The sequence below is a fragment of the Flavivirga jejuensis genome, assembly GCF_030540765.1.
Taxonomy (GTDB): domain Bacteria; phylum Bacteroidota; class Bacteroidia; order Flavobacteriales; family Flavobacteriaceae; genus Flavivirga; species Flavivirga jejuensis.
Window position 1 is genome coordinate 54513 of sequence record NZ_JAUOEL010000003.1, and the last position, 22899, is coordinate 77411.

A 22899-nucleotide genomic window follows, 5' to 3' on the forward strand; every position below is an offset into this window, starting at 1 on the left:
TATAAATATTTATCTTATAATTTTTCTTAAATACTGACTATCCACTAGGCTAGCCATAGGAGTATACTTCGGCTCCGCTCAGCACAGGTTTTCGCCAGTTTCATTTTGCCTTTAGAGGCAAAAATTTCACCCCAACCAAAACTGCCAAAAAAGGCCATTCTGATGGCTCCAAAGGAACGATGTAGTGAACTTCACTGCTAAGTAATTCCATTCATCTGTAGAAACTCCAAGCTGTTTCCCCATCAAAAAGATTCATTTTAGTTTCTCCCCCCTCCTTTTTACCATTGTATAATTGGTTCTATTCAGAATAAAACAGCTGAATTTTATTTTGTACTATAAATCCTTTTTTTAGAATTATAACCGTAAACCGTTTTATAATAAATAGTTTCTTCTATAATTGCACCTGCGTTAATATCTCCTTGCTTTATTATCTTTTCACTTGTTTGTACATATTTACCTAGAGCACCATCAATCCATACTTCATGATTAATAATTTTATGTCCATTCATCACTATGGTAACTTGCTTTTTAGTTTTAATACTCTCCTTTGGGTTTATAACATTAATTCGAGTTACTTTTTCTCGAATTTTGGCACCTTTCTTTGGTTGAGGAATCTCAACCTTATAAATTTCTGAAGTTGAATTACATGATGAATTCAATAAGTTAACAGCATCTTCAGCAACCAATACTCTATAATAACTTAAAGTACTTATCTTTTTTATTGAAAAATCACTTCTATTTTCTCCTATAATATTAACCCAATCAATACCATTTTCACTTTTTTGCCACTGATAAAAATGTGTCGAAAAAACTGAAAAGTCTGGAGCAGCTTTAAGTATTGTAGAATAAGGCAATTCATTATTAGATAAAGAAATATTGTTTTTATTTCCTGATGCATCTTCTATAATAACAGAATCGCCACACGTTTTAAACATGATATCATCTATAGCTAGGTCATTACCACAACCACCTATACTATTATTTCTCATTTTTAAAATCACCGATGTTTGTCCTGGTTTTGTTTGAAATACTAACCCATATTGCTCCCAATTTGGGGCATAAGAACCTTTTATATTTCCTGTATCTCCACTTTTTATCAGCACAGTATCTGTACTATCCCAAATTTCAAATGTTACATTTATTGGTATGGCACTTTCATTTTTAAAAAAACCACATACTTTATGATTATAAGGAAACAAATTAATTAACCAAGATGAAAATTCATAGGTTGTGTTTTCGCATAAACCAGAAACTGAAATTTTAAAAAATTCTCCTGGTTCAGTGCTTGCATTTACAATAAGAGCTCTTCCATTTTTATCATTTGGTGTGTGATCTCTAGTATTAAACCATCCAAACCAATTTGTATTACTAGATACTTTATAATACCCATTTCTTGGTATTCCTGTAGTAAAATTATATGTCGTACTACCAGAAGATATTGGTTCATCATTATAACCAACTCCAAAATCTTCACTAAAAATAGGGTCTCCAGAATTACCTGTACAAAACCCTAATTGAGCTTGTAATTTTAAACCTAAAAAAATAAATAAAATTAAAAGTATTATATTGAGTTTCTTTTTCATCGCTGGTTTTAATAAAGCACGAAATCTATCGATCGAAATATTTAGATTAATTCAATACTCTTTTCTTTAATACTACAATTTTTACTGTTCTTTTTTATACAAAAAACTATATGTCACTTTTAATTTGTTTTTCTAAAATAGTTTTAAGTTTTCCGTTTGAGTTATGCCCCATTTTAGGCTTAACAATCTCTCCTTTTTTATTAACTAAAGTATAATGAGGGATTCCTGATATTATTACTAATAAATTGTTTTTCTGCAAGCTCCTTAACTGCTTTCAACTCTTCATCCATAACATCAAAACACATTTTTTTGTATGCTTCAGGAGATGTTATCCCTATACTGTCTATTGCTGATTGGGAATCAAAATATCGTATATCTTTCATTGCATATAAATCAGAGTTTACTTGAGCACAATCTCCCATAAAAAGCGATTTTTTACCATTTATAAAATGAAATGTTTCTTTTCCAGGTTCTACAAAAACAAACTCATTAAGGCCTGCTATTCTTACAAGAACAAACTGAGGGTGCCTCAAATTAAGTTTAATTGAAAAACTACCATCTGCAGAAATTTTAACCAAATTAGATTCTTGATTTCCTTTAAAAACATTGTTAACATAGACCATTCCTGTTTTCATACCGACTCTTTCTGTGTAACCTTTTATTACACCAGAATAGATTGCTGAATCTTTATTAAGAATATTAGATGCTTTAAAAACCTCATCATTTTCTAACTTAAATTTAGGGTTATTTGTTTTTTCTAAACTATAAGTCTGTAATGCTTTAGGGGTTAACCCAAAATCCACTTTCCCTTTTTTACTTAGCTTTCCATAAACTATTTTAAATTCCCCAGAACTCTCATGAGTTATTTTATATGTCTTTCCTTTACTTTCAACCGACTTATAAGTCCAAACACGTTTATCTACTATCGCATTTTTTGGATTAAAAGTATAATCCCAACGGTTACTACCGTCTGTTAATAACCAATCTCCACGCAACACTCTTGGCAACATTGAATCATTTTCATCCTCATTAATAATTACATCATACATAAACCAAGTACCTCCATCATTGACTTCTCCAAAATCAATTTTATTTATAGGTTTATTTAATTTAGGAAAATATAATTTATACCTAGTTTCACCTGACTCTGGCATGAAAAAACGTTTGGACAAAGGAATCCCTTCAGCTTTAGTAATGAAAAGTTTCTCTTCTGAATCGACGTTTTTTATAAACGTTTTTTTAGGTATAAAAATCCAATATTTCGGTTTGTACTTAATGTGAAAATGCAATACTGTAGCATCTTCTAAAATTTCTATTTTAGTTAAATCTCCTGGAACGGTACTATAACTATAATCTGGATTTTCAATTGTTTGTTGTGCAAATGAAAAAGTACAAATTAATGACAATAAAAGGATGAATACATTTTTTATCATGTTCGATTTTTGATTGATAATTAAATTATTGTTTGTTAAAATTTAAAACTGTTTTTTAAAAAACTATTTATTACGTATTTTATTTTAATAATTGATTTAACTGTTCTTTTAGTTCCTCTTCAGTTGGGTTTATAGAAATAATAACACCTTCTTTATTAATTAATAACCTTCTATAATGTGTATTTATAACATTATACCTATCCCAAATTCTGTCACCTCCTTCTAAATCTAAAAGATTTACCCAAGGTTGCTTATTTTTAGCAGTCATATCATGTATAGTCTCAAGAACATTTGAACTGCCCCCCTTAGTTACACCAACGATAATTAACCCTTTAGCATTAAATTCATTATAAATGGTCAACAAAGACTTATTCCTTTCATTGATTTTCTCATCCCATAACCTCCAAAAATTTATTAATGCTACTTGCCCATCAATCAACTCGGAGAAATTAATCTTTTTATCATCAAAACTTGTTGCTGTAACATCAATGTATTTATCACCTACTTTAACATCACTATCTTGTAAATGCATTTTAAATCTATTAAATCGTTCTCTATACAAATCTGTCCATCCGTGTCCTTCTCTCTCAAGTATCTTCACTGCTGTATCTTGATGTTTTACAGCTTCTTCAACATAATCTAACTCAAATAAAATATTTGCATAGGTATCGTGCATGTGTCCATCTTGAGGGGTTAACTTAACAGCTGTTTCTGCCCAAGTTTTTACCATTTTTAAAGCATCAAGGCTACCAAATTTTTTATAGTTATTATAAATAGTCCAACAAGCAGTATTGTAATCTTCTACATACAAGATATTACCTGTAAAATATAATTTTGTTTTTTCTAATAATTTTCCCCAATTCTCTCTACTCTTATTATTTCGAAATTCATCACGAGCAATATAAAAATCATCTCTTATCTCTCTATTTTTCGCTTTTTCAATCCTTAAGGCTTTATAGTTCTCTTCGTGTAATTTCGAGTCTATATGCAACACTGTTATTGATCCAAAAAAGAAAATCAAAAATGCAATTAATATATATTTACTTGTTTTCATGAGTATCGTTATTTTTCATTTCTAAAATAAGTTCTTGTAAATCTTCACTATTAAGTTTTAGTAGCTTAATTTTTTTTATTAGGTACGGAAACTCATTTTTAAAAAAATTCTGCTTTTCTTTTTTTAAGATTAACTTAGAGGCATTATCTGCTACAAAAAAACCAACTCCTCTTTTATTTACAAATATTTCCTCATCCTGTAAAAAGCTAAAAGTGCGCATTACAGTATTTCTATTAACCTCCATCTCTACAGCTAATTCTCGTATAGATGGCACTCTTTTAGTTTCTTCTAACTTACCTTCTAATATCTGATTACAAATATTTTCAGCAATTTGGAGATATATACCTTTATTTGATTTAAACTCCATATTAAGCTTCCTTTTCTTTTAATTTAAAATAAGCAATTGGAAAGAAAAATAAACTAGACATCACTCCTATAGTAGAAAGGCATATTTGTATGGTATTCCATTTATTAGGCAATTCTCTATCAAATATTTTCATTTCAAATCCATTAACTTCATCAGGTAATAATATATGAGACATTACAACCGAAAAAACAAAGGCTAATAAAACTAATACTCCTAATGCAAGTACTGTATTTAAAACGGGGCGTTTTTGAAAATAAGTTGTCGCTGCAAATAAAAATGAGGTCACAGAGAATAAAGACAGTATTATAATTATTTTATGAGAAAATATTAACGATTTTTCAAAAAAGTCAAACACTCCAAAACTAGGTACAATTAAACTTTGCTTATCTTCAAATAAATAAATTATAGAAAGCGCCAATTTAAACTCTATCCAATACAAAAAAACAAACAGACATGTAAATACGACTACTCTTATAATAAACTGCACTAAAACCTTCTCCAATAAAGATACTGGCAAAAGCAAATAATTAATAGTACTACTTCTTTTTCTTAATGGTAAAAAGCTTGATCCAATTACTAACACCCAACTCATTAAAAGTGTTAACAAGAAAACGACTTGATAGATTTCTGTTCTAAACGTTCTAACATAATTATTTTCTACTTTAACTATATATAAATTCTGTTCAATTACAAATAAATCTATTAAAAAAAGTACAAGAATAAAACTTAGAATAAAACCAAGATATTTTTTTTTATACAATTTTAAATCATGCTTTAAATACAACCAGAACCTGTTTAAATTGAAATACTCCTGTAAATTCATTATTATAATTTTATTTGAGCCTTACTTATAATTGCATTAAATAATAATTCTAAATCAATATCTGTTTCTTCGCTATTATCGACTGGAGAAATAACTTTATACGCCCCTAATTCTTTTTCATAAAACACTATATTTTTTTTGTTTGAAATATCTGCAAGCCTTTCAAACTTTAAGTGTTCTGATATATCATTAACATGATAATTAAAAACATTATTTCCATCATCTAAAATCAAAATACGGTCTATAATAGTTTCAATATCTCTTACTTGGTGTGTGGATATAATTACCATTTGATGATCTGTTATAGAATTTATTAACACCTTTCTAAATATACTTTTTGATGTGATATCTATTCCATTAGTAGGTTCGTCTAAGAGCAAAAATTGACAATTGGTGGAAAGTGCGAAAGCAATCAAAAATTTTTTCTTTTGACCGTATGATATTTTGTGCAAATAATCTGTTTCTTGAAGCGCAAAATCTTTCATGATTTTATGCATTTTTTCTAAATCAAATTTTTTGTAAAAGAACGCATAAGCATCAATGTATTTTTTAATAGAAATGTCGGGTATATATAAATCTTCTGACACTAGGTAAACATCTTCCATCAAAGAAGGTAAACGCTTAAAAGGGTTATCTCCATTTAATTTTACAACACCAGATCTTGGATTTATTAATCCAGAGATTAACTTTAGAAAAGTAGATTTTCCTGATCCATTTTTACCAAACAAACCAACTATTTGTCCACTTTCAAGTTCTAAACTCAAATTATTAAATAAACTTTTTTGTTTATCATAATTAAATACCAGGTCATTTATATAAATCATACAGCAATGTATTAGTGTCCTATTCAAGTATGACACAAAGATATAATTTAATTTTAGTTAATCAAATGGAATTATAAAAGTTTACTTCTTACGCATATAAACACTAATGGGAACACCTTTAAAATCAAAGTGTTCGCGAAGTTTATTTTCTAAAAAACGTTTATAGGGATCTTTTACGTATTGGGGTAAGTTACAGAAAAATGCAAATTGCGGTTGTGGTGTTGGCAGCTGCATAATGTATTTAATCTTTACATATTTAGCTTTATATGCTGGCGGTGGGTAACTTTCTATAATAGGGACTTTGATTGATGACTAACTACCGATTTCACCTACAAACATTATATTTATAGGTGAAATTTTTAACGAAGATAAATTAGTACTATTATAAACTTCTTAAAAAAGATATAAATCATTCATAAATGTTATTATTTATCCTTTTTATTAAAATGGAAGTAACCACTAAATAGAAAAACTATTTCTCTATTTCAGTTTTAAAGATTGCTTTTAATTCATCATTTGAGTGATTGATCTTCATTCTAGGATTTACAATTTCTCCTTTTTTATTTATAAGTGCATAGTGCGGAAATAATGAAATATTGAACTTCGCTGCTAAGTAATTCCATTCATCTGTAGAAACTCTAAGATGTTCTCCATCAATATCTGCTATTAAATTTTTCCATACTTTTTCATCAGATTTTTGATCTGCTATGTACAAAAACACCACATCTTCATTTTTCATGGCTTCTTTTAGTGGTTTAATCCTATCCATTCCTGTTAAACAAGGACCACAATAGGTTCTCCAAAAACCAACATAAACTACTTTGTCTTTAAATTTTTCAAATATGGCACGAAATTGTTCATCGTCTTCTGTTTTATCAGTATACTCAGTGTAACCGTCAGTTTTTTTCTCTTCAACTTCGGCCTTTGTTTTATCATTTAAAAAGGTCAAATAATTTGACAAAAAAGGTGTTTTAATGGTTTCTTTGATATTTTTTAATTCAGTATCTGAATATGGATTAAATTCTAAAAGATTTCTTGTCTTCCCCTGACACGAGATAACATCTAACATAAAACATTCTGGTACCTTTAAAAACTCTGCCATATTATCTTGTCTCGCTTCTGCCGTTTGTAGCATTACTGAAAAAACTTTAGTGTCACTCTCTCTAAATACTTTACTGTACTTAAGACCTGAAATAAGCATATCATAGAATCCAGATAATACGGCCATTTTATTATTTAATACATCTTCTGGTATATAATTATAATAAGAAGCATCTACTTTAAACTCTTTAATTAGCATTTTTCTCTTTTCATCTTTTATCAATTCATTTCTTTTGCCAAAACCCCATCTTCTTGTTTCATAATCTGCAATCCTTATTAATGGTATAAGTTCCACTTCTAACTTTTTTAATTGTAAAGCCTTGTTGCATATAAATCGTCCTTTGTTAATAGAGTCTATCTTTTTACTATATTTTTCACCATTATCAAAACACAATTTTTTATAATCTTCTGGAGACTTCTCTCCTATACCTCTTACAAACTCATATTGTATTGATTGCATTGAACTTAAATCTGAATTCACTTGTGCACCGTCCCCCATAAACTTTGAATTACCTCCATCAATTAAATGAAAAATTTCTTTTCCAGGTTCAACAAATACAAAACTGTAGATATTACTTGGCAATACAACAATTATACCTGTAGGGCAAGGCACAGGGATTTTTACAGAGAAACTACCATCTTCTGCAATTTTAACTATATACGACTCCTGACTACCCGTAAAAATATTATTAACACTAACTGTACCTGTTTTTTCTTTACCACTACTAGTATACCCCTTTATTAAGCCTGAATAGGTAGTAAAACCATGTTTAATATCTTCTTCTGTATACCAATCATTATTTATAGGTTTGAAATTAGGGTTATGTACTTTTTTTGTACTATACACTTTATATTGTTTAGGGCTTTTAGCAAAATTCACCAATCCATTTTTCCCTAGTTTAGCATAAATCGTTTTTAATTGACCTGCCTTCTCTAAGCTTATAATATATTTTTTGCCTTTAACCTCAACAGATTTATATTTCCAAACAGTGCCATCTACTACTGCATTTTTTAAATAAAAACCATAATCCCATTGGTTACTTCCATCTGTCAACATCCAATTGCCCATAAGTACTTTTGGTATGGGTAAATCTTCTTCATTAAGGATTATATCATAGATGGTCCATCTATCTTTATCTTCTCCAAAATCAATGCTTTTTACCTTAGGATTTAATTTAGGAAAATATAAGCTATAAATAACCTCTCCCGATTCTGGTATAGGATGCCATGTATTTAATTTAATCCCTTCAGCCTTTGTTATAAACAACTTATCCTCTCCATTTGTATCTTTTATATAAGTACTTTTCGGAACGCTTATTCTAGATACTGATCCTTGATTTCGCTTGAGACGAAAATGCAAAACGGTCGTGGTGTCTAACAATTCTATTTTTGTGATGATTCCAGGAATAGAACTAAATCTGCATTCTGGATTTTCAATTGTTTTTTGTGCAAACGTATAGGTACATAATAGTCCTATAAAGAAGTTGATGATGATATTTTTTTTCATGGCGATTACTAATAGGTTTGGTTTGATTGTTAATTGCTTTTTGTTTTAACCTGCGTAAAACATAAATCAGACAAAGGTTTTTAATTGCTTAAAAAACCACGTAAAACTTATGTTATGCTGGTTGATTCATTCTTATACAACAAATATATTACACATGCGTCTACTTTAGGCTTAACAATTAGCTATTATTACCATTTAATTAGTATTTAGACTTCTTTGACTAGAATTTAGAATATCATCTTAAAGACGCCAATTTACTTAGCGTTTGTTCTTTTTTATGCTTAGAAACACTTACCATACTACCATCTTTCATTAAAATATAACCGCCATCTTTTTTTACAAAAGATTTTACATGTATGCTATTAATTAAATGCGATTGATGTGTTCTGATAAATTGATATGAAGATAGCATGTCATCCCACTCCTTTAGCGTTCGCGATACTAGTATTGAATCTCCGTTAGCCAAATAAAACATGGTGTAATTATTTTCTCCTTTACATCTTATAATATCATCGATCGATACAAAATAAAGTTCTTCTGCCGTTGGTAATGCTATTTTTTTAGGTTGATTTATATCTCTTAAATTTTCAACCAACACCTTTAATTTTTGATTTTCTTTTTTATCTGAAACTACCTGAGCAACTCTGGACACGGCATCCTTCAATTCTTGTATGGCCACTGGTTTCATTAAATAATCGAGTGCACAGGATTTAATTGCCTGAAGTATGTATTGATTGTAAGCTGTTACAAAAATCACTTCAAAGTTAACGTCTCCCATAGATTCCAACATATCGAAACCATTTTTAGCTGGCATTTCAATATCCAAGAATACTAAATCGGGTTGCAGCTTTCTAATCGCTTCTATGCCTTCTTCTGCAGAAAATTCCATGGCGACAACCTCTACATTAGGGCAGTTTCTTTTTAACAACCCTTTCAGGTTTTCTAAATTATGAACTTCATCATCAATTATGATGCTTTTAATTATCATGTACGTCCATTTTTAAAACGTTTTTTAATGCTATCTCTTTTATATCAATACCTTAAAGGCAATAAAATTTCAACTACTGTTCCCGTTTCCCTTGTATTATTAGAAATATCAATGATCTCAACTTTTGCATTGGTTTTATAGCTTTCATTAATTAAATTAATACGGTTTTCAGCTAATTTCAACCCATACTTCTCTCTCTTTAAACCTGTATCTTTTTTAGCTTGAGCCTTTTTAATACCAATACCATTATCTATAATAAGGCACGATAAGTTTTCTTCTTCTATTTTAAATTCAATACTTAGTTTTTTCTCTCCTTTTTTTTCATTTAACCCATGAATAATAGCATTTTCAACAAACGGTTGAATTAACATCGCTGGAACTTCTGTTAAATATGTGTCTATTTTCGGGTCTATCTTTATCATGTAATGAAAAGGAAAACGTAACTTTTCTAATTCAAGATATTTTTTTATTGATTCAATCTCGTCAGATAACGGTACTACTCCTTTTTCCGATTTATCTAATGTTAACCGCATGAGTTGTGAAAATTCGGTTAAATAATGATTTGCACTAATGCTGTCGCCTTTGTTTATAAAATTCTGAATAGCACTTAACGCATTGAACAAAAAATGGGGATTCATTTGTGATCGAATACTTTTAAGCTGCATTTCGGTAAACATGCGTTTCGCTACTTCTTTCTTTTTAGTCATAGCTATTTTCCACTTAAACAGATAATACCCAATAAACAAAAACAACAAAATAATTATAGAAATAAAACTTATAAAATGCTTTTGAAAAAAAGATTCTTTCTTGAAAAGAATCTCTTTTGAAAAATTTGTTCGTAAAAAGTGTCCATCTTCATTAAAATAACTATAGGAAAAATAATACTCACCGTCTTTATATAAAACAAAATAATGTTTAGAATTATCGGTTGAAATTATATAATCTACTTTATAGGAATAATCAGAAAAAAGCACTTCATCTTCTAATATTTTTATTTCGTTTTTAGATGCATACCATTTACCTATAATTGCATCAGGTAATTTATTTGTTATACTTCCTTGATTCTTTACAAGTTTTGTTATTTTATAACCTTCATCTAAATAAATACCAGCAGAATCAATTTCTGTAAGACTAACATATTTTACATTAAAATCATCTACACAAGTCAAGTTTATAACCTCTTTTTCTTTTACTATATCATTATAATAATATAATTCATTTTGAATAACGATGTATTCTGGAGCAACAACTAGCATGACATTATTTTTATCATCTACCCAACTTCCAAAAATAGAATCTGGAAGCTCTGAAGGTAACATACTTATTCCTTGTCCAAATAATAAAACAGGAATAAAAAGTATAGATAAAATGAAGCGTCTTTTTTGTTTCAAATAAAGAGGTTTTACGTTCTATTTTTTAATCTTTTTGTACTTAGTTTCCATCTGGCCTCTGGGGCTTAATACGTATTCGCCATTTATCTTATTCGCGATGTATATACTGAATTCCCCCTGATTATATAGAATATACCAAATGACATCATCAGATTTAGATTCCGCCACATGATCAATACGTTTTTTTTTGCTACCTAATGTGTTTTCAGATGTTTTATCATAGAAGTAAAAGAAATCGTCTGTTACGGTTAGTTTACTAATTCTATTTTTATGAACCCAATTCCCTTTTATAAATTCAGATCTGTTATTACTTGGCTTCTTTTTAAGACTGCTCAATTTGTCTGTCCTAATAATCATATTTTCATTATCAAGGCTTAAAATTTCAAAAGAGTTAGCAGTAGTCTCAATCTTAAATTTATTGTTTCCAATTTTTTGAATACTCCGATAATATCGAATCCTAAAATCAGAAACAATATACTCTGGTGTCGTAATTAATATAAGTGTACCATATTTATCATACCAATTACCAAAAAACGCTTTCGGTAAATCCTCAGGAAACACATCACCATCACTTTTTCCTGTTTTAACTTCTCCTAATTGTTTGTCTCTATTATTTATTGAAGATTTGTTTTTGCTATCAAGATGTTCACGCATATTCCGCCACTTTGATGATCTAAAACTGTATCCATTCTTAGAAACATCTAATTTATATATGAATTTATTACCTCTAGAGTTAGATTCATCATAATTTATCTCTTTAACATCTTTTCTCAAAGCAGGAAAATATAACTTATATCTTATTTCAGCTGTTCGCGATAAATAATACTTCTCAGCTACTCCAACCCCTTCCCCTTTAATAACATATAAACGCCCCTCATTGGTCAAACTACTTTCAATATAGGTTGCGCTTGGGATGTAAATCCATCCGCCCCTAGGTTTTCTTACATGAAAATGGAGTATGGTTTCTTTTTCTGTAAGCTCTACTTTTTCTATTTCCCCAGAAATATTGCTATAAATACAATCTGGCTTGTGAATAACTTTCTGACCATAGGTATTGATAGAAAATATTATAATGAATAAAATTAAAAGACGTTTTTTCACTACCTAATAAGTTTTAAACAAATATAATGCACTAACTAAAAAAACCTAATAGCTAATTAGAGTTTAGTATTAAAAAATGAGTGATTTGCTACAATAGACTAGAATACGTTTTTATTTTTTATAAAAACCTTTATAATTCTACTTCTTACGCATATAAACACTAATAGGGACTCCTTCAAAATCAAAGTGTTCGCGAAGTTTGTTTTCTAAAAAACGTTTATAGGGATCTTTTACGTATTGAGGTAAGTTACAGAAAAATGCAAATTGCGGTTGTGGTGTTGGCAGTTGCATAATGTATTTAATCTTTACATATTTAGCTTTATATGCTGGCGGTGGGTAACTTTCTATAATAGGAAGTAAAACATCATTAAGTTTACTCGTTTTTATCTTTTTAGAACGGTTTTTATAAACCTCAACAGCAGTTTCTATGGCTTTAAAAATACGTTGTTTGGATAATACTGAAATAAATACGACTGGTACATCTGTAAAAGGCTCGATTTGTTTTCTAATCGCCTTCTCATATTCTTTCATTGATTTATGGTCTTTCTCTACTAAATCCCACTTATTAACCAAAATAACAATACCTTTTCTGTTACGTTCTGCTAACCAAAATATATTTTGAACCTGACCATCAAAACCACGTGTAGCATCTAAAACTATAAGACAAACATCTGCATGCTCTATGGCTCTTACACTACGCATTACCGAGTAAAATTCTAAATCTTCTTTTACTTTAGATTTTCTACGTATGCCCGCAGTATCAATTAAATTAAACTCAAAACCAAAACGGTTATATTTTGTATCAATAGAATCTCTGGTGGTTCCTGCAATATCTGTGACGATGTATCTGTCTTCTCCTATTAAAGCATTAATAAATGATGATTTCCCTGCATTTGGACGACCAACAACAGCAAAGCGTGGTAATGCTTCTTCTTCTACGTCTTCTTTTTCTGGTAATGCTTCAACTAAAGCATCTAATAATTCTCCTGTACCGCTACCATTTATACTAGCTATGTTATAATATTCTCCTAATCCTAAGGAATAAAACTCTACGGCCTCTTTAGAACGTTTCGCATTATCCACTTTATTAACGACTAAAAACACTGGCTTATTCACTTTTCTAAGTAAATTAGCAACATCTTCGTCCATACCAGTAACTCCATTCTCAACATCTACCATAAAAATGATAGCATCAGCCTCATCAATAGCTAATTCTACTTGCTTATCAATTTCAGCTTCAAAAACATCATCACTACCTAATACATACCCTCCAGTATCTATAAGTGAAAACTCTTTGCCGTTCCAATCACTTTTACCGTAATGACGATCTCTTGTAACACCACTTACAGCGTCAACGATGGCTTCTCTTCGTTGTATTAAACGATTAAAAAATGTTGACTTCCCTACATTTGGTCTTCCTACGATAGCTACTATATTACTCATAATCTATAAATGGTATGCAACAGCCTAAGGCTGATTTGTTTATATTACCCGCTGGTAATATTTTGCAAAAATAGGAAATATAGTCTACTCAAAGTTCTTTTTTATAAAGATTAAAACGATTTATATATAGAAACTGTTTAAATGTTATCCTTTAGTTTATTTTGTCGTCTTATGCCCTCATTCTGCAGCAAAATTTCTTTAAACCTGAGTTCGACGTAAGGAAAATGAGGCTATTTTTTTTAAAACTGTTTATTAAACATTTATCTTAAGCAAGTGAATTTTAAATATCTGAAATATATTAAAATCTATTAATTTCAAGCTAAAAACCAATAAACATACCATCTTCTTCCTTAAATTATTATTGACTAGCTAGCTAGCTAGTCAATAATAATTATAAGTTGAATCTAGCATATTTATTGACTTTTATCTACGATCCTTACGTCAAACTCAGGTTTTAAATAACGATGCTATTCGCATTTATTTTGCCTTATCTGGGAACTTAATCCACCCAAACTAATTCCAAAAACAAAACTTAAACAGTTTCTTAATAGAAAAAATAGTAATTTACTGTACTGAAAACACGAATGATATGCCAGCAACAAATGACATTGTTTTAAGACCGCGTTTTAAAATGAAACTTAGTACCAATAACCAATCTGTTTTAAAAGATTTTGAAGCTTTAAAAGCTAACCAATCTGAATTTATTGTAACGAGATTAGATAATCATGTCTTTATTAAATTCCCAAAAGAAAAACAGACTTTTTGGTCACCACAGCTACATTTAGAGATTGACGAAATTGATGATAATTCTAGTGTAGTTCATGGATTATTTGGCCCTAACCCAACGGTTTGGACCATGTTTATGTTTTTCCATTTTATAGTCGCTAGCTTATTTATAGCTTTTAGTATATGGGCTTATACTAATTGGATTTTAAAAGAAAGTTTTGCTCTACAGGTTGGTTTGATGCTTTTAATGGTTGTTATTTGGATTGCTTTATACTTTGCTGGTAGTATTGGAAAAGCATCTAATGTAAACGAAATGGGCGCATTAAATAATTTTATGAATGGGGTTATAAATAAAAGGATCATACCTAGATCCAGCTAAAAAATTGGAGGTAGTCTGCATACTGACATAGCCACGGTGCACCCACAAATATTGTATCTATATTTAACACTACCCAATCAAGAAGAAAACATTAACATCGTCTACTGGTTATACCCAAAACGTTTTAGTTGATTTTGATTACTTCTCCAATTTTTATTTACTTTAACATAAAGCTCCAGATGAATTTGTTTACCAAAAAATTTCTCTAAGTCTTTTCTAGCTTCAACTCCTACACGCTTTAAAGCACTTCCTTTATGTCCTATAATAATACCTTTTTGAGTCTCGCGCTCTACCATAATAACAGAACGAATTCTAATAATATTTTCTTCTTCAAAAAATTCTTCTGTGTCAACTTCTACCGCATAAGGAATTTCTTTTTTATAATGAAGCAGAATTTTTTCTCTTATACTTTCATTTATAAAAAAGCGCTCTGGTTTATCTGTTAATTGATCTTTTGGGTAAAATGGAGGCGATTCTGGAAGTAATTCTATAATTCTATTAAATACTTCTTTTACTTGAAAGCCTTCTAATGCCGAAATAGGAATAATTTCTGCATTTGGTACTTTTTCTGCCCAAAGTTGTACTTGAGTTTCTAATTGTTCTTGATCGGATGTATCAATCTTATTTAAAAGTAATAATACTGGAATTTTTGAACTCTTAATTTTCTCAAAGAACGCTTCATCTTTTAACGCTTGTTCTCCTATTTCGACCATATAAAGTAATACATCGGCATCTTCGAAAGCAGACTTTACAAACCCCATCATAGATGCTTGCAACTCATAAGCTGGTTTTATAATACCTGGTGTATCACTAAACAACACTTGAAAACCCTCTCCATTTACTATTCCTAAAATTCGGTGTCGTGTGGTTTGTGCCTTGGATGTTATAATAGATAATTTCTCTCCCACAAAGGCATTCATTAATGTAGACTTACCTACATTAGGATTACCAATAATATTTACAAAACCTGCTTTATGGCTCATATATTCTTTGTTTTTATCAATGCAAAGTTACGATGTTTGTACTTTACTACACCATGCATCCTTTAAAACAAAAAACAGGAAGCATATGCTTCCTGTTTTTTATAAATTATAAGTTAAGATTTTTTTAAACTACTTAACTATTTCTAGTAATTCTACTTCAAAAACGAGCGCAGCAAATGGCTTAATAACACCTCCTGGTCTTGGCGTTGCTCCGTATGCTAATTCTTGAGGAATGAAAAATTTGTATTTAGAACCTACAGACATTAACTGTAAACCTTCTGTCCATCCTTTTATAACTTGGCTAACCCCAAACTGTGTTGGTTCTCCTCTATCTACAGAACTATCAAACACAGTTCCATCTATTAAAGTACCATGGTAATGTACCTTAACTTTTGATGCAGGAACAGGCTTCTCTCCAGTACCCGCTTTCATAACGATATATTGTAATCCGCTTTCTGTAGTCTCAACACCTTCTTTTGATATGTTATCAGCTAAAAACTTTTCACCAGCAATTTTATTTTCTCCAAATTCCTCTTCCGCTTTTTTAAGAGCTTCTTCTTGCTGCGCTTTCATTTCAGCCTCTTGCTTTTTCTTAAAGTATCCTTGAATAACAGCATTAACTTTCTCTTTCTCTATCAAGATATTGGTTGAATCAAGTCCGTTTCTAAGTCCTTGAATGTAAAGATCTATATTTGCTTCTTCAAATCCTCCTCTTAATTGTTGGCCCATATTTAAACCTATTGAATAACTAACAGAGTCTATTTGTGTTGTTAATGGTTTATTTGTAACACCGTTTTTATTACATGAAACGGCAAGTAAAGCGATTGTAGCTAAACTTAAAATTTTTAATGTTTTCATTTTTCCTTTATTATTTTAGTTGTCTTATGCGACATTAATATAATTGCTAGAATTTCTAACTAATAATGTCTCACCATAATTTGGTTAAATTTATTTGAATGCCAAAAGTAACAAATTTACATACATAAAAAAAACCTTCCTGAATATTGGAAGGTTTTTAAGTTATGTAAAATATTACAGTACTCTTTCTATTAACTTCTAACGTCTTTAATAAGACCAATAGAAAATTTTATTAGTTCTTCTATTTTGGCATAATCAAACTGTCCGTTAGCATCTTTGGCTATTAATTTAGATCCCATTCCAACACAAGTAACTCCTGCATTAAACCAAGCTTCTATACTCTCTTTTGTTGGAGAGACACCACCTGTTGGCATAATGCTCGTCCAAGGTTGAGGGCCTTTAATGCCTTTTACAAATTGTGGTCCGTAAATATCTCCAGGGAATAGTTTAACAATCTCACATCCTAATTCCTCAGCTCTTGCTATTTCAGTTAACGTACCACAACCAGGAGACCATAAAACCTTTCTTCTATTACAAGCAATGGCAATATCTTCTCTTAAAACAGGTGTTACAATAAAATTAGCACCTAAAGCCATAAACCTTGAGGCAGCAGCAGCATCGGTTACAGAACCAACCCCCATTACCATGCCTGGCAACTCTTTAATGGCATATTTTATTAATTCACCAAAAACCTCGTGAGCAAAATCACCTCGGGCAGTAAACTCTAGTAATCTAGCACCACCATCGTAACAAGCTTTTAATACTTTTTTACTTGCTTCTATATCGCTATTATAAAACAAAGGAACTAATCCTGTATTCTTCATAACTTCTGCAACTTCTATTCTTGTATATTGTGCCATGTGTGTTATATGTTTATTTGTTTTTTGTTGAATTGTATTTTTGTTAAACACAAAAAATTCAACTATTAATTACTATCTAGCAACTCTACCTGAAGCGTCCCCGCCCATTAATTTTTCTACCTCATCAACAGTAGCTAAGTTGGCATCTCCTTTTATTGTGTGTTTTAAACATGATGCTGCTACAGCAAAGTCTAAAGCATTCTGGTCATCTTCAGGATATTTAAGTAATCCGTAAATTAAACCTCCCATAAAACTATCACCACCACCTACTCTATCAACAATATCGGTAATTTGATACTGGCGTGTTTCGTACATTTTTGATCCGTCGTATAAAACACCTGCCCATGTATTATGAGATGCAGAAATTGACCCTCTTAAAGTTGTAATTACTTTTTTAGCTCTTGGGAATTTCTCCATCATTTGTTTACAAACAGATAAGAAAGCTTCTGCTTTTACATCGTGTCCTTGCGTTGTAATATCCAACCCTTCTGGTTTAATATTAAAATGTTTTTCGGCATCTTCTTCGTTTCCTAAAATAATATCACAATAAGATGTTAACTCTGTCATGATCGCTTCACGGTCTCCACCAAATTTCCAAAGTTTAGCTCTGTAGTTTAAATCTGTAGAAACAGTAATTCCTTTAGAACTTGCCGCTTTTACAGCTTCTAAACAAACATCTGCAGCGCCTTGCGAAATTGCAGGTGTAATACCTGTCCAATGGAACCATTCTACACCTTCAAAAACAGCATCCCAATCAATCATACCAGATTCGATTTCTGCAATTGCAGAATGTGCTCTATCATACACCACTTTACTTCCTCTTGAAACGGCTCCAGTTTCTAAAAAGTAAATACCTAAGCGGTCACCTCCATAAACAATTTTATCTACGCCAACGCCTCTTTTACGCATTTCCATCATGGCACACGCACCAATATCATTTTTAGGTAAACGTGTTACAAAATCTACAGGAACACCATAATTAGCTAATGATACTGCCACATTAGATTCTCCACCACCATATACAACATCAAAGTTATTCGCTTGAGAAAATCTTAAAAATCCTTGGGGTGCTAATCTTAGCATAATCTCCCCAAAAGTGACTACTTTTTTCATTTTTTTAATTTTTATTTAATTGTTTAGCTCGCAATATGCTTAAACGTTTAAGCAGTCTTTATAAATAAAATCAAAGCTTGAATATAAAAGACTTGAAGCTTTGATTATTAAACTAAAGCATTATATTTGCTTAAACGTTTAAGCAAATATATAAAATTTTGAGTAATAATAAAAAAACTACTATTAAAGATATAGCGAGTGTTTTAAATATTTCTCCTGCTGCTGTATCAAAAGCGCTTCATGATGACTCTCGAATTAGTGATAAAACAAAGGAAGCGGTAAAAAAAGTAGCGAAAGACTTAAACTATCAACCAAACCATCTTGCAAGTGCATTACGCAAAGGAAAAAGTAACTTAGTTGGGGTTATTGTTCCCAGAACAAACAGTAACTTTTTCTCTTCTGTGATTCAAAATATAGAGGAAGAATTAAATAAAAAAGGATACAATATCATTATAACACAATCTAACGAATCTTATAAAAAAGAATGTAGTAACATTGATACGCTTTTATTTACACAGGTTGATGGCATTATAGCTTCTATGGCTAATGAAACTGTTGATTTAGAATATTATGAAAAAATTAAATCTAAAGGCATTCCTTTAATTTTATTTGATCGTGGGGAAAACGATTTAAACGTAGACTATATTGGAATTAATGATTACGACAGTAGTCAATTAATTGTTGATCATTTGGTACAACAAGGCTGCAAACGAATTGCTCATATTGGTGGTTATAAACATACACGTATTTTTAACAATAGAATTAGAGGTTATATTGATGCTCTTAAGAAACATAAGCTTCCTTTAGAAGAAGCTCTTTTAATTGAAAGTAGCCTTACCACTGAAGACGGGCGTGATAAAATGACGCAACTACTAGCTTTAAAAAACAAACCAGACGCGGTGTATATTGCTGGTGATTATGCTGCTTTGGGAGCCTTGCAAGTATTAAACGAACTGGGCATAAAAATACCTGAAGAGATTGCTTTAGTAGGTTTTGGCAATGAACCTTTTACAGCTATGGTGACTCCTACTATTACAAGTATAAATCAACATAGTGCTAAAATTGGAAAACTGGCTGCTAAAACTTTTTTGGAACACGTAAAGAAAACGGTTGTTAAGCAACAGTTGAATAAAATAATATTGGATGCTGAACTAATTGTTAGGGACTCTTCTAATAGAGGTGTTTAAACTTTTTTGATTGAAGCGAAAGATTCCTTTTTTTTACTGAATTACAGTATTCTCATAATCTTTTAAAGAAGGTTTATATTTTATTATTTATATCTTATTTAAACAAAATATAATTCAAATTATTTATAGCTCATTTGAAATAATAACTGGTATTATTTAATTTTTAATCATCTAAAATATAAATGTTACTCTATTTCTTTATAAAGTAGCTTCTTCATATTATTGCTCTTATTTTTACCGCCACTAAGCACAGTTAGCAATAAACTATACCCGAGCCTCAATAACTAAGTTTAACTATTATTAAATACAAATTTACATATAAGTATATTTATTAGTGTTTTAGTTAAAAACTAATAATGAAGCCACTCTATATAGTAAAGTAGCTTCTTTATTTAAATGACATAACAATGAAGATGCTTCCTTAATAACACTGGAGGCAATCCCAATGTTAACTAATTATTTTGCATAACCCCCATTAACTCTAATGAGAAATTGTCTTTGGCTTGTATATAGGACATTTTTGGTATAACAGTGGCTCCTACTTTTTTCTTTTCAAAGGATGCAGTCATACCAAAATCTATCCTATTAAACTTAAGTTCTGTAGCCCGTTTAATTGTCTGATACAATAGCTGTCTATAAACTTGGTGCTCGTCTGTGTAATTATAGTCCATTCCTATAAAAGCTGGCGTGTAAGTGTTTCCCATATTATTGTAACAAAACATAACACCTACTGGAATATCCGATTTTCCAGCGTTAAACTCTTTTTTTAAATAGAGCGTTAAAAACTCCCAATTAGGATGTTGAGCCATCATTGTGAATAGTTTTTTTGGTAAAGGAAACATATTCAAAGCAAGGTTGTTTTTATTCACATTATGATACAATTCATAAAACTGATCAATTTCCTTTTTCTTAGGTTCTTTATTATATACAATCTTAAAACGATCCTCATAGGGCAGAATATCTTTCTTAAAGTGTTTTCTGGAACGCGTAGATAAACTATCAGGATACCCATCTATATTGTTCCAATAAAGATCTAGTATTTGACATGAATCGGGCATCACCATCTTAATAAATCCTTGTTCGTGGAATAACTTACTAAGTTCATCATCATGTTTAAAATCTCTTAACACCAACCAATTTGAGTTAAATTGTTGATCCAATTCTTCGATTTTATCCAACATCTGTTTTATTGCCAATTTCCAATGTGGGTGTGATTTATCTACATACATATGTTCTCCTTCTGTAAACGGCGACCCCATACCCAACACCCTAGAGGTAAGATAATAAGGATCTTTTTTTCGTGTTTCCTCTAATTTAATAGACACAGAAATTGGTGCAAGCATATCATCTTTTCCAAGGGCATATGTAAAAAATGTAGCCAATACTGGCTTATCTTTTTCATCTTTAATGATAATATAGTGAAAGTCCCAGTTGTTTTCAGAACGTTTATTTTTCGTAAAAACTTTTTCGAGAAAAAGGAGACCGTCCCAATCAAAAACACCCTGTTTACCCATAAGTTTGTTCCATGTATCTTTATCGATACGCTCTATAGTCTGTTCATATTCAACACGAACTTCTTCTACAAGCTTCTTTTTTGGTGTCTCATTTAAAATAGGCAGTTTAAAAGCTGCTCTTACTTTAGCAGGGGTGGTATGAGTGTCTTCTAAAGCTTTAGGATAGTGATAAACCAAAGCTTGTACCAAGCTTATTATTTCTTTTGCCTGATTATGTCTAGAAATGGTTACTCTTATTCCTGTATTTTTTACTGGTATTGCTGGGAATATTCCCAAATTCACAAAAAACCCTTCTTTCATCAATCTATTCACTAAATTATATCCTGTAACAGGCATTCCTGTTCCTATATAAAATACAGGAGAATTATTTCGTTCTACTAAAGGGAGGTCTGTATTTTCTAATAATGTATTAAATAAGGTTATACGTTCAAGTAGTTCATTTTGTAACATATAAATCTCGGGGGTAAGATGAATCTCGGCAGATGCAATTGCTGCTGCCACAGAAGCTGGTTCTAATTGAGCCGAAAAAGTTAAAGGCCCCCCAAAGGTTTTAATTTTATGATGCCTTTTCTTATGAGTACATACAGCCACTGCTCCACTAGCTCCAAACGTTTTACTTAAGGTTCCAAATAACAACACATTATCTGGCAATTCTTTTAGTTTACTAAGTACATAACCCGTCCCGCGTTTCCCCGTCCAGCTCATACCATGAACATCATCTAAGTACAAATGTAATTGCGGATATTTATCACATAACTTCATAAGATCTTCTAATGGAGCTACGTCGCCATACATTGAATAAACACCATCTGCCATATACCATATCTTTTTGTACTTAGAGGATAGTTTTTTAATTTTATCTTCTAACATATCAAGATTGTTGTGTCTAATCATCTCAATGGGTACACTACGGGTTTTAAGTACATTCGCGGCACTTTGCACACTCCAGTGTACTTGATGATCTAAAACAATGGCATCACCATCTTCAACAGCACTAGGAATAACTCCAAAATGACCAAGTGTACTATTTTTTGTAATAATAACAGGGGCATCGTACAACTGGGCAATCTTTTCTTCAAGATTACGATATAACGGATTTGAAATATAACTTTTAGAAAGTGGAAACTGTGTTCCATATTTATAAATGGCTTCTGCAGCAGCTTCCTTTAAACGCTTGTCTTGCTCCAAACCTAAATATCCAGTTGTCCCAAAATGAAAAAGATCTTTTTGCTTTATTCTTATCTTTCTTCCTGTAAAATTATCTCCTTCGGCATATAAATGTAATACGCCTTGTTCTTTTGCATCTGTAAATACTTCATTAACGGTGTCGAGAAAATTGTTATGCTTGATTTTTGCCATTTTGAGATTTTTTATGGGGTTAATTTAATCTGCAGCATTATTAGTTTAATCTATAAACTTAATATATTCTGATTATATAAAACTATACAAATTAATCGCCAAATCTGAGTAAAATCCCTGTGTATTCAGTAAAAATCCCTTATAGATAAGTTTTTATCCCTCTAAGACAAGTTTTATATAAATAAAAAAATATTTTAAGATTTAATACAGCAAAAAATACATCTAAATAATTGAATTATAACATATTAACACCTATTAATATTGAAAAATAATTCATTAATTAGGAATTAAATGGCAAAACACAA

The 22899-nt window shown here is 30.6% G+C and carries 18 protein-coding genes and 1 pseudogene; 2 read left to right on the plus strand and 17 right to left on the minus strand.

What is annotated here, in order from left to right; translation table 11 throughout:
* Positions 1-323: 323 nt before the first annotated feature.
* From Q4Q40_RS09065 to der, 12 genes and pseudogenes are all read right to left on the minus strand, one after another.
* Positions 324-1583 (minus strand): DUF8696 domain-containing protein, encoded by a 1260-nt coding sequence (locus tag Q4Q40_RS09065; protein WP_303301476.1) that lies wholly within the window; start codon positions 1581-1583, stop codon positions 324-326.
* Between the two features lie 200 nt (positions 1584-1783).
* Entirely contained in the window at positions 1784-3016 is a 1233-nt protein-coding gene (locus Q4Q40_RS09070) for a hypothetical protein (protein WP_303301477.1), read from the minus strand.
* Between the two features lie 79 nt (positions 3017-3095).
* Positions 3096-4070, minus strand: a complete 975-nt coding sequence (locus Q4Q40_RS09075; protein WP_303301478.1) for a peroxiredoxin family protein — start codon at positions 4068-4070, stop codon at positions 3096-3098.
* A complete protein-coding gene (locus Q4Q40_RS09080; protein WP_303301479.1) occupies positions 4057-4437 on the minus strand; it encodes a GntR family transcriptional regulator in 381 nt (126 codons plus the stop codon). Before Q4Q40_RS09080 ends, Q4Q40_RS09075 begins: the two co-directional genes overlap by 14 nt.
* Before the next feature lies 1 nt (position 4438).
* Positions 4439-5260 carry a hypothetical protein gene (locus Q4Q40_RS09085; protein WP_303301480.1) on the minus strand — a complete coding sequence of 274 codons (822 nt, stop codon included), beginning with the start codon at positions 5258-5260 and terminating at the stop codon, positions 4439-4441.
* A gap of 2 nt (positions 5261-5262) precedes the next feature.
* Positions 5263-6084: an ATP-binding cassette domain-containing protein gene (locus Q4Q40_RS09090; protein WP_303301481.1), complete on the minus strand. Its 822-nt coding sequence runs from the start codon at positions 6082-6084 to the stop codon at positions 5263-5265.
* A gap of 81 nt (positions 6085-6165) precedes the next feature.
* A pseudogene (locus Q4Q40_RS09095) lies at positions 6166-6384 on the minus strand (ribosome biogenesis GTPase Der); the annotation flags it as partial.
* Positions 6385-6556: 172 nt separating this feature from the next.
* Positions 6557-8692 (minus strand): TlpA family protein disulfide reductase, encoded by a 2136-nt coding sequence (locus Q4Q40_RS09100; protein ID WP_303301482.1) that lies wholly within the window; start codon positions 8690-8692, stop codon positions 6557-6559.
* 235 nt (positions 8693-8927) lie between these two features.
* Positions 8928-9680, minus strand: a complete 753-nt coding sequence (locus Q4Q40_RS09105) for a LytR/AlgR family response regulator transcription factor (protein WP_303301483.1) — start codon at positions 9678-9680, stop codon at positions 8928-8930.
* 44 nt (positions 9681-9724) lie between these two features.
* Positions 9725-11071: a sensor histidine kinase gene (locus Q4Q40_RS09110; RefSeq protein ID WP_303301484.1), complete on the minus strand. Its 1347-nt coding sequence runs from the start codon at positions 11069-11071 to the stop codon at positions 9725-9727.
* Positions 11072-11089: 18 nt separating this feature from the next.
* Positions 11090-12172 carry a hypothetical protein gene (locus Q4Q40_RS09115; protein ID WP_303301485.1) on the minus strand — a complete coding sequence of 361 codons (1083 nt, stop codon included), beginning with the start codon at positions 12170-12172 and terminating at the stop codon, positions 11090-11092.
* A gap of 138 nt (positions 12173-12310) precedes the next feature.
* Positions 12311-13615 (minus strand): ribosome biogenesis GTPase Der, encoded by a 1305-nt coding sequence (gene der, locus Q4Q40_RS09120; RefSeq protein ID WP_303301486.1) that lies wholly within the window; start codon positions 13613-13615, stop codon positions 12311-12313.
* A gap of 589 nt (positions 13616-14204) precedes the next feature.
* Between der and Q4Q40_RS09125 the strand changes: the two genes are divergently transcribed.
* Positions 14205-14720 carry a GTP-binding protein gene (locus Q4Q40_RS09125; protein ID WP_303301487.1) on the plus strand — a complete coding sequence of 172 codons (516 nt, stop codon included), beginning with the start codon at positions 14205-14207 and terminating at the stop codon, positions 14718-14720.
* Between the two features lie 101 nt (positions 14721-14821).
* On the opposite strand, the gene era is transcribed toward Q4Q40_RS09125, so the two are convergent.
* The 4 genes from era to Q4Q40_RS09145 all read right to left on the minus strand — a co-directional run bounded on the left by era (position 14822) and on the right by Q4Q40_RS09145 (position 18534).
* On the minus strand, positions 14822-15703 hold the full coding sequence (gene era / locus Q4Q40_RS09130) for a GTPase Era (protein ID WP_303301488.1): 882 nt from the start codon (positions 15701-15703) through the stop codon (positions 14822-14824).
* A 129-nt stretch (positions 15704-15832) separates the two neighbouring features.
* A complete protein-coding gene (gene bamJ / locus Q4Q40_RS09135; protein ID WP_303301489.1) occupies positions 15833-16561 on the minus strand; it encodes a BamJ family beta-barrel-assembly machinery protein in 729 nt (242 codons plus the stop codon).
* A gap of 191 nt (positions 16562-16752) precedes the next feature.
* Entirely contained in the window at positions 16753-17421 is a 669-nt protein-coding gene (locus Q4Q40_RS09140) for a bifunctional 4-hydroxy-2-oxoglutarate aldolase/2-dehydro-3-deoxy-phosphogluconate aldolase (RefSeq protein WP_303301490.1), read from the minus strand.
* 72 nt (positions 17422-17493) lie between these two features.
* Positions 17494-18534: a sugar kinase gene (locus Q4Q40_RS09145; RefSeq protein ID WP_303301491.1), complete on the minus strand. Its 1041-nt coding sequence runs from the start codon at positions 18532-18534 to the stop codon at positions 17494-17496.
* 158 nt (positions 18535-18692) lie between these two features.
* Between Q4Q40_RS09145 and Q4Q40_RS09150 the strand changes: the two genes are divergently transcribed.
* Positions 18693-19721, plus strand: a complete 1029-nt coding sequence (locus tag Q4Q40_RS09150) for a LacI family DNA-binding transcriptional regulator (protein ID WP_303301492.1) — start codon at positions 18693-18695, stop codon at positions 19719-19721.
* Between the two features lie 452 nt (positions 19722-20173).
* On the opposite strand, the gene Q4Q40_RS09155 is transcribed toward Q4Q40_RS09150, so the two are convergent.
* The gene (locus Q4Q40_RS09155) at positions 20174-22594 is read right to left on the minus strand and encodes an aminotransferase class I/II-fold pyridoxal phosphate-dependent enzyme (protein ID WP_303301493.1); all 2421 of its coding nucleotides are present in this window, start codon (positions 22592-22594) and stop codon (positions 20174-20176) included.
* Between the last annotated feature and the right edge of the window lie 305 nt (positions 22595-22899).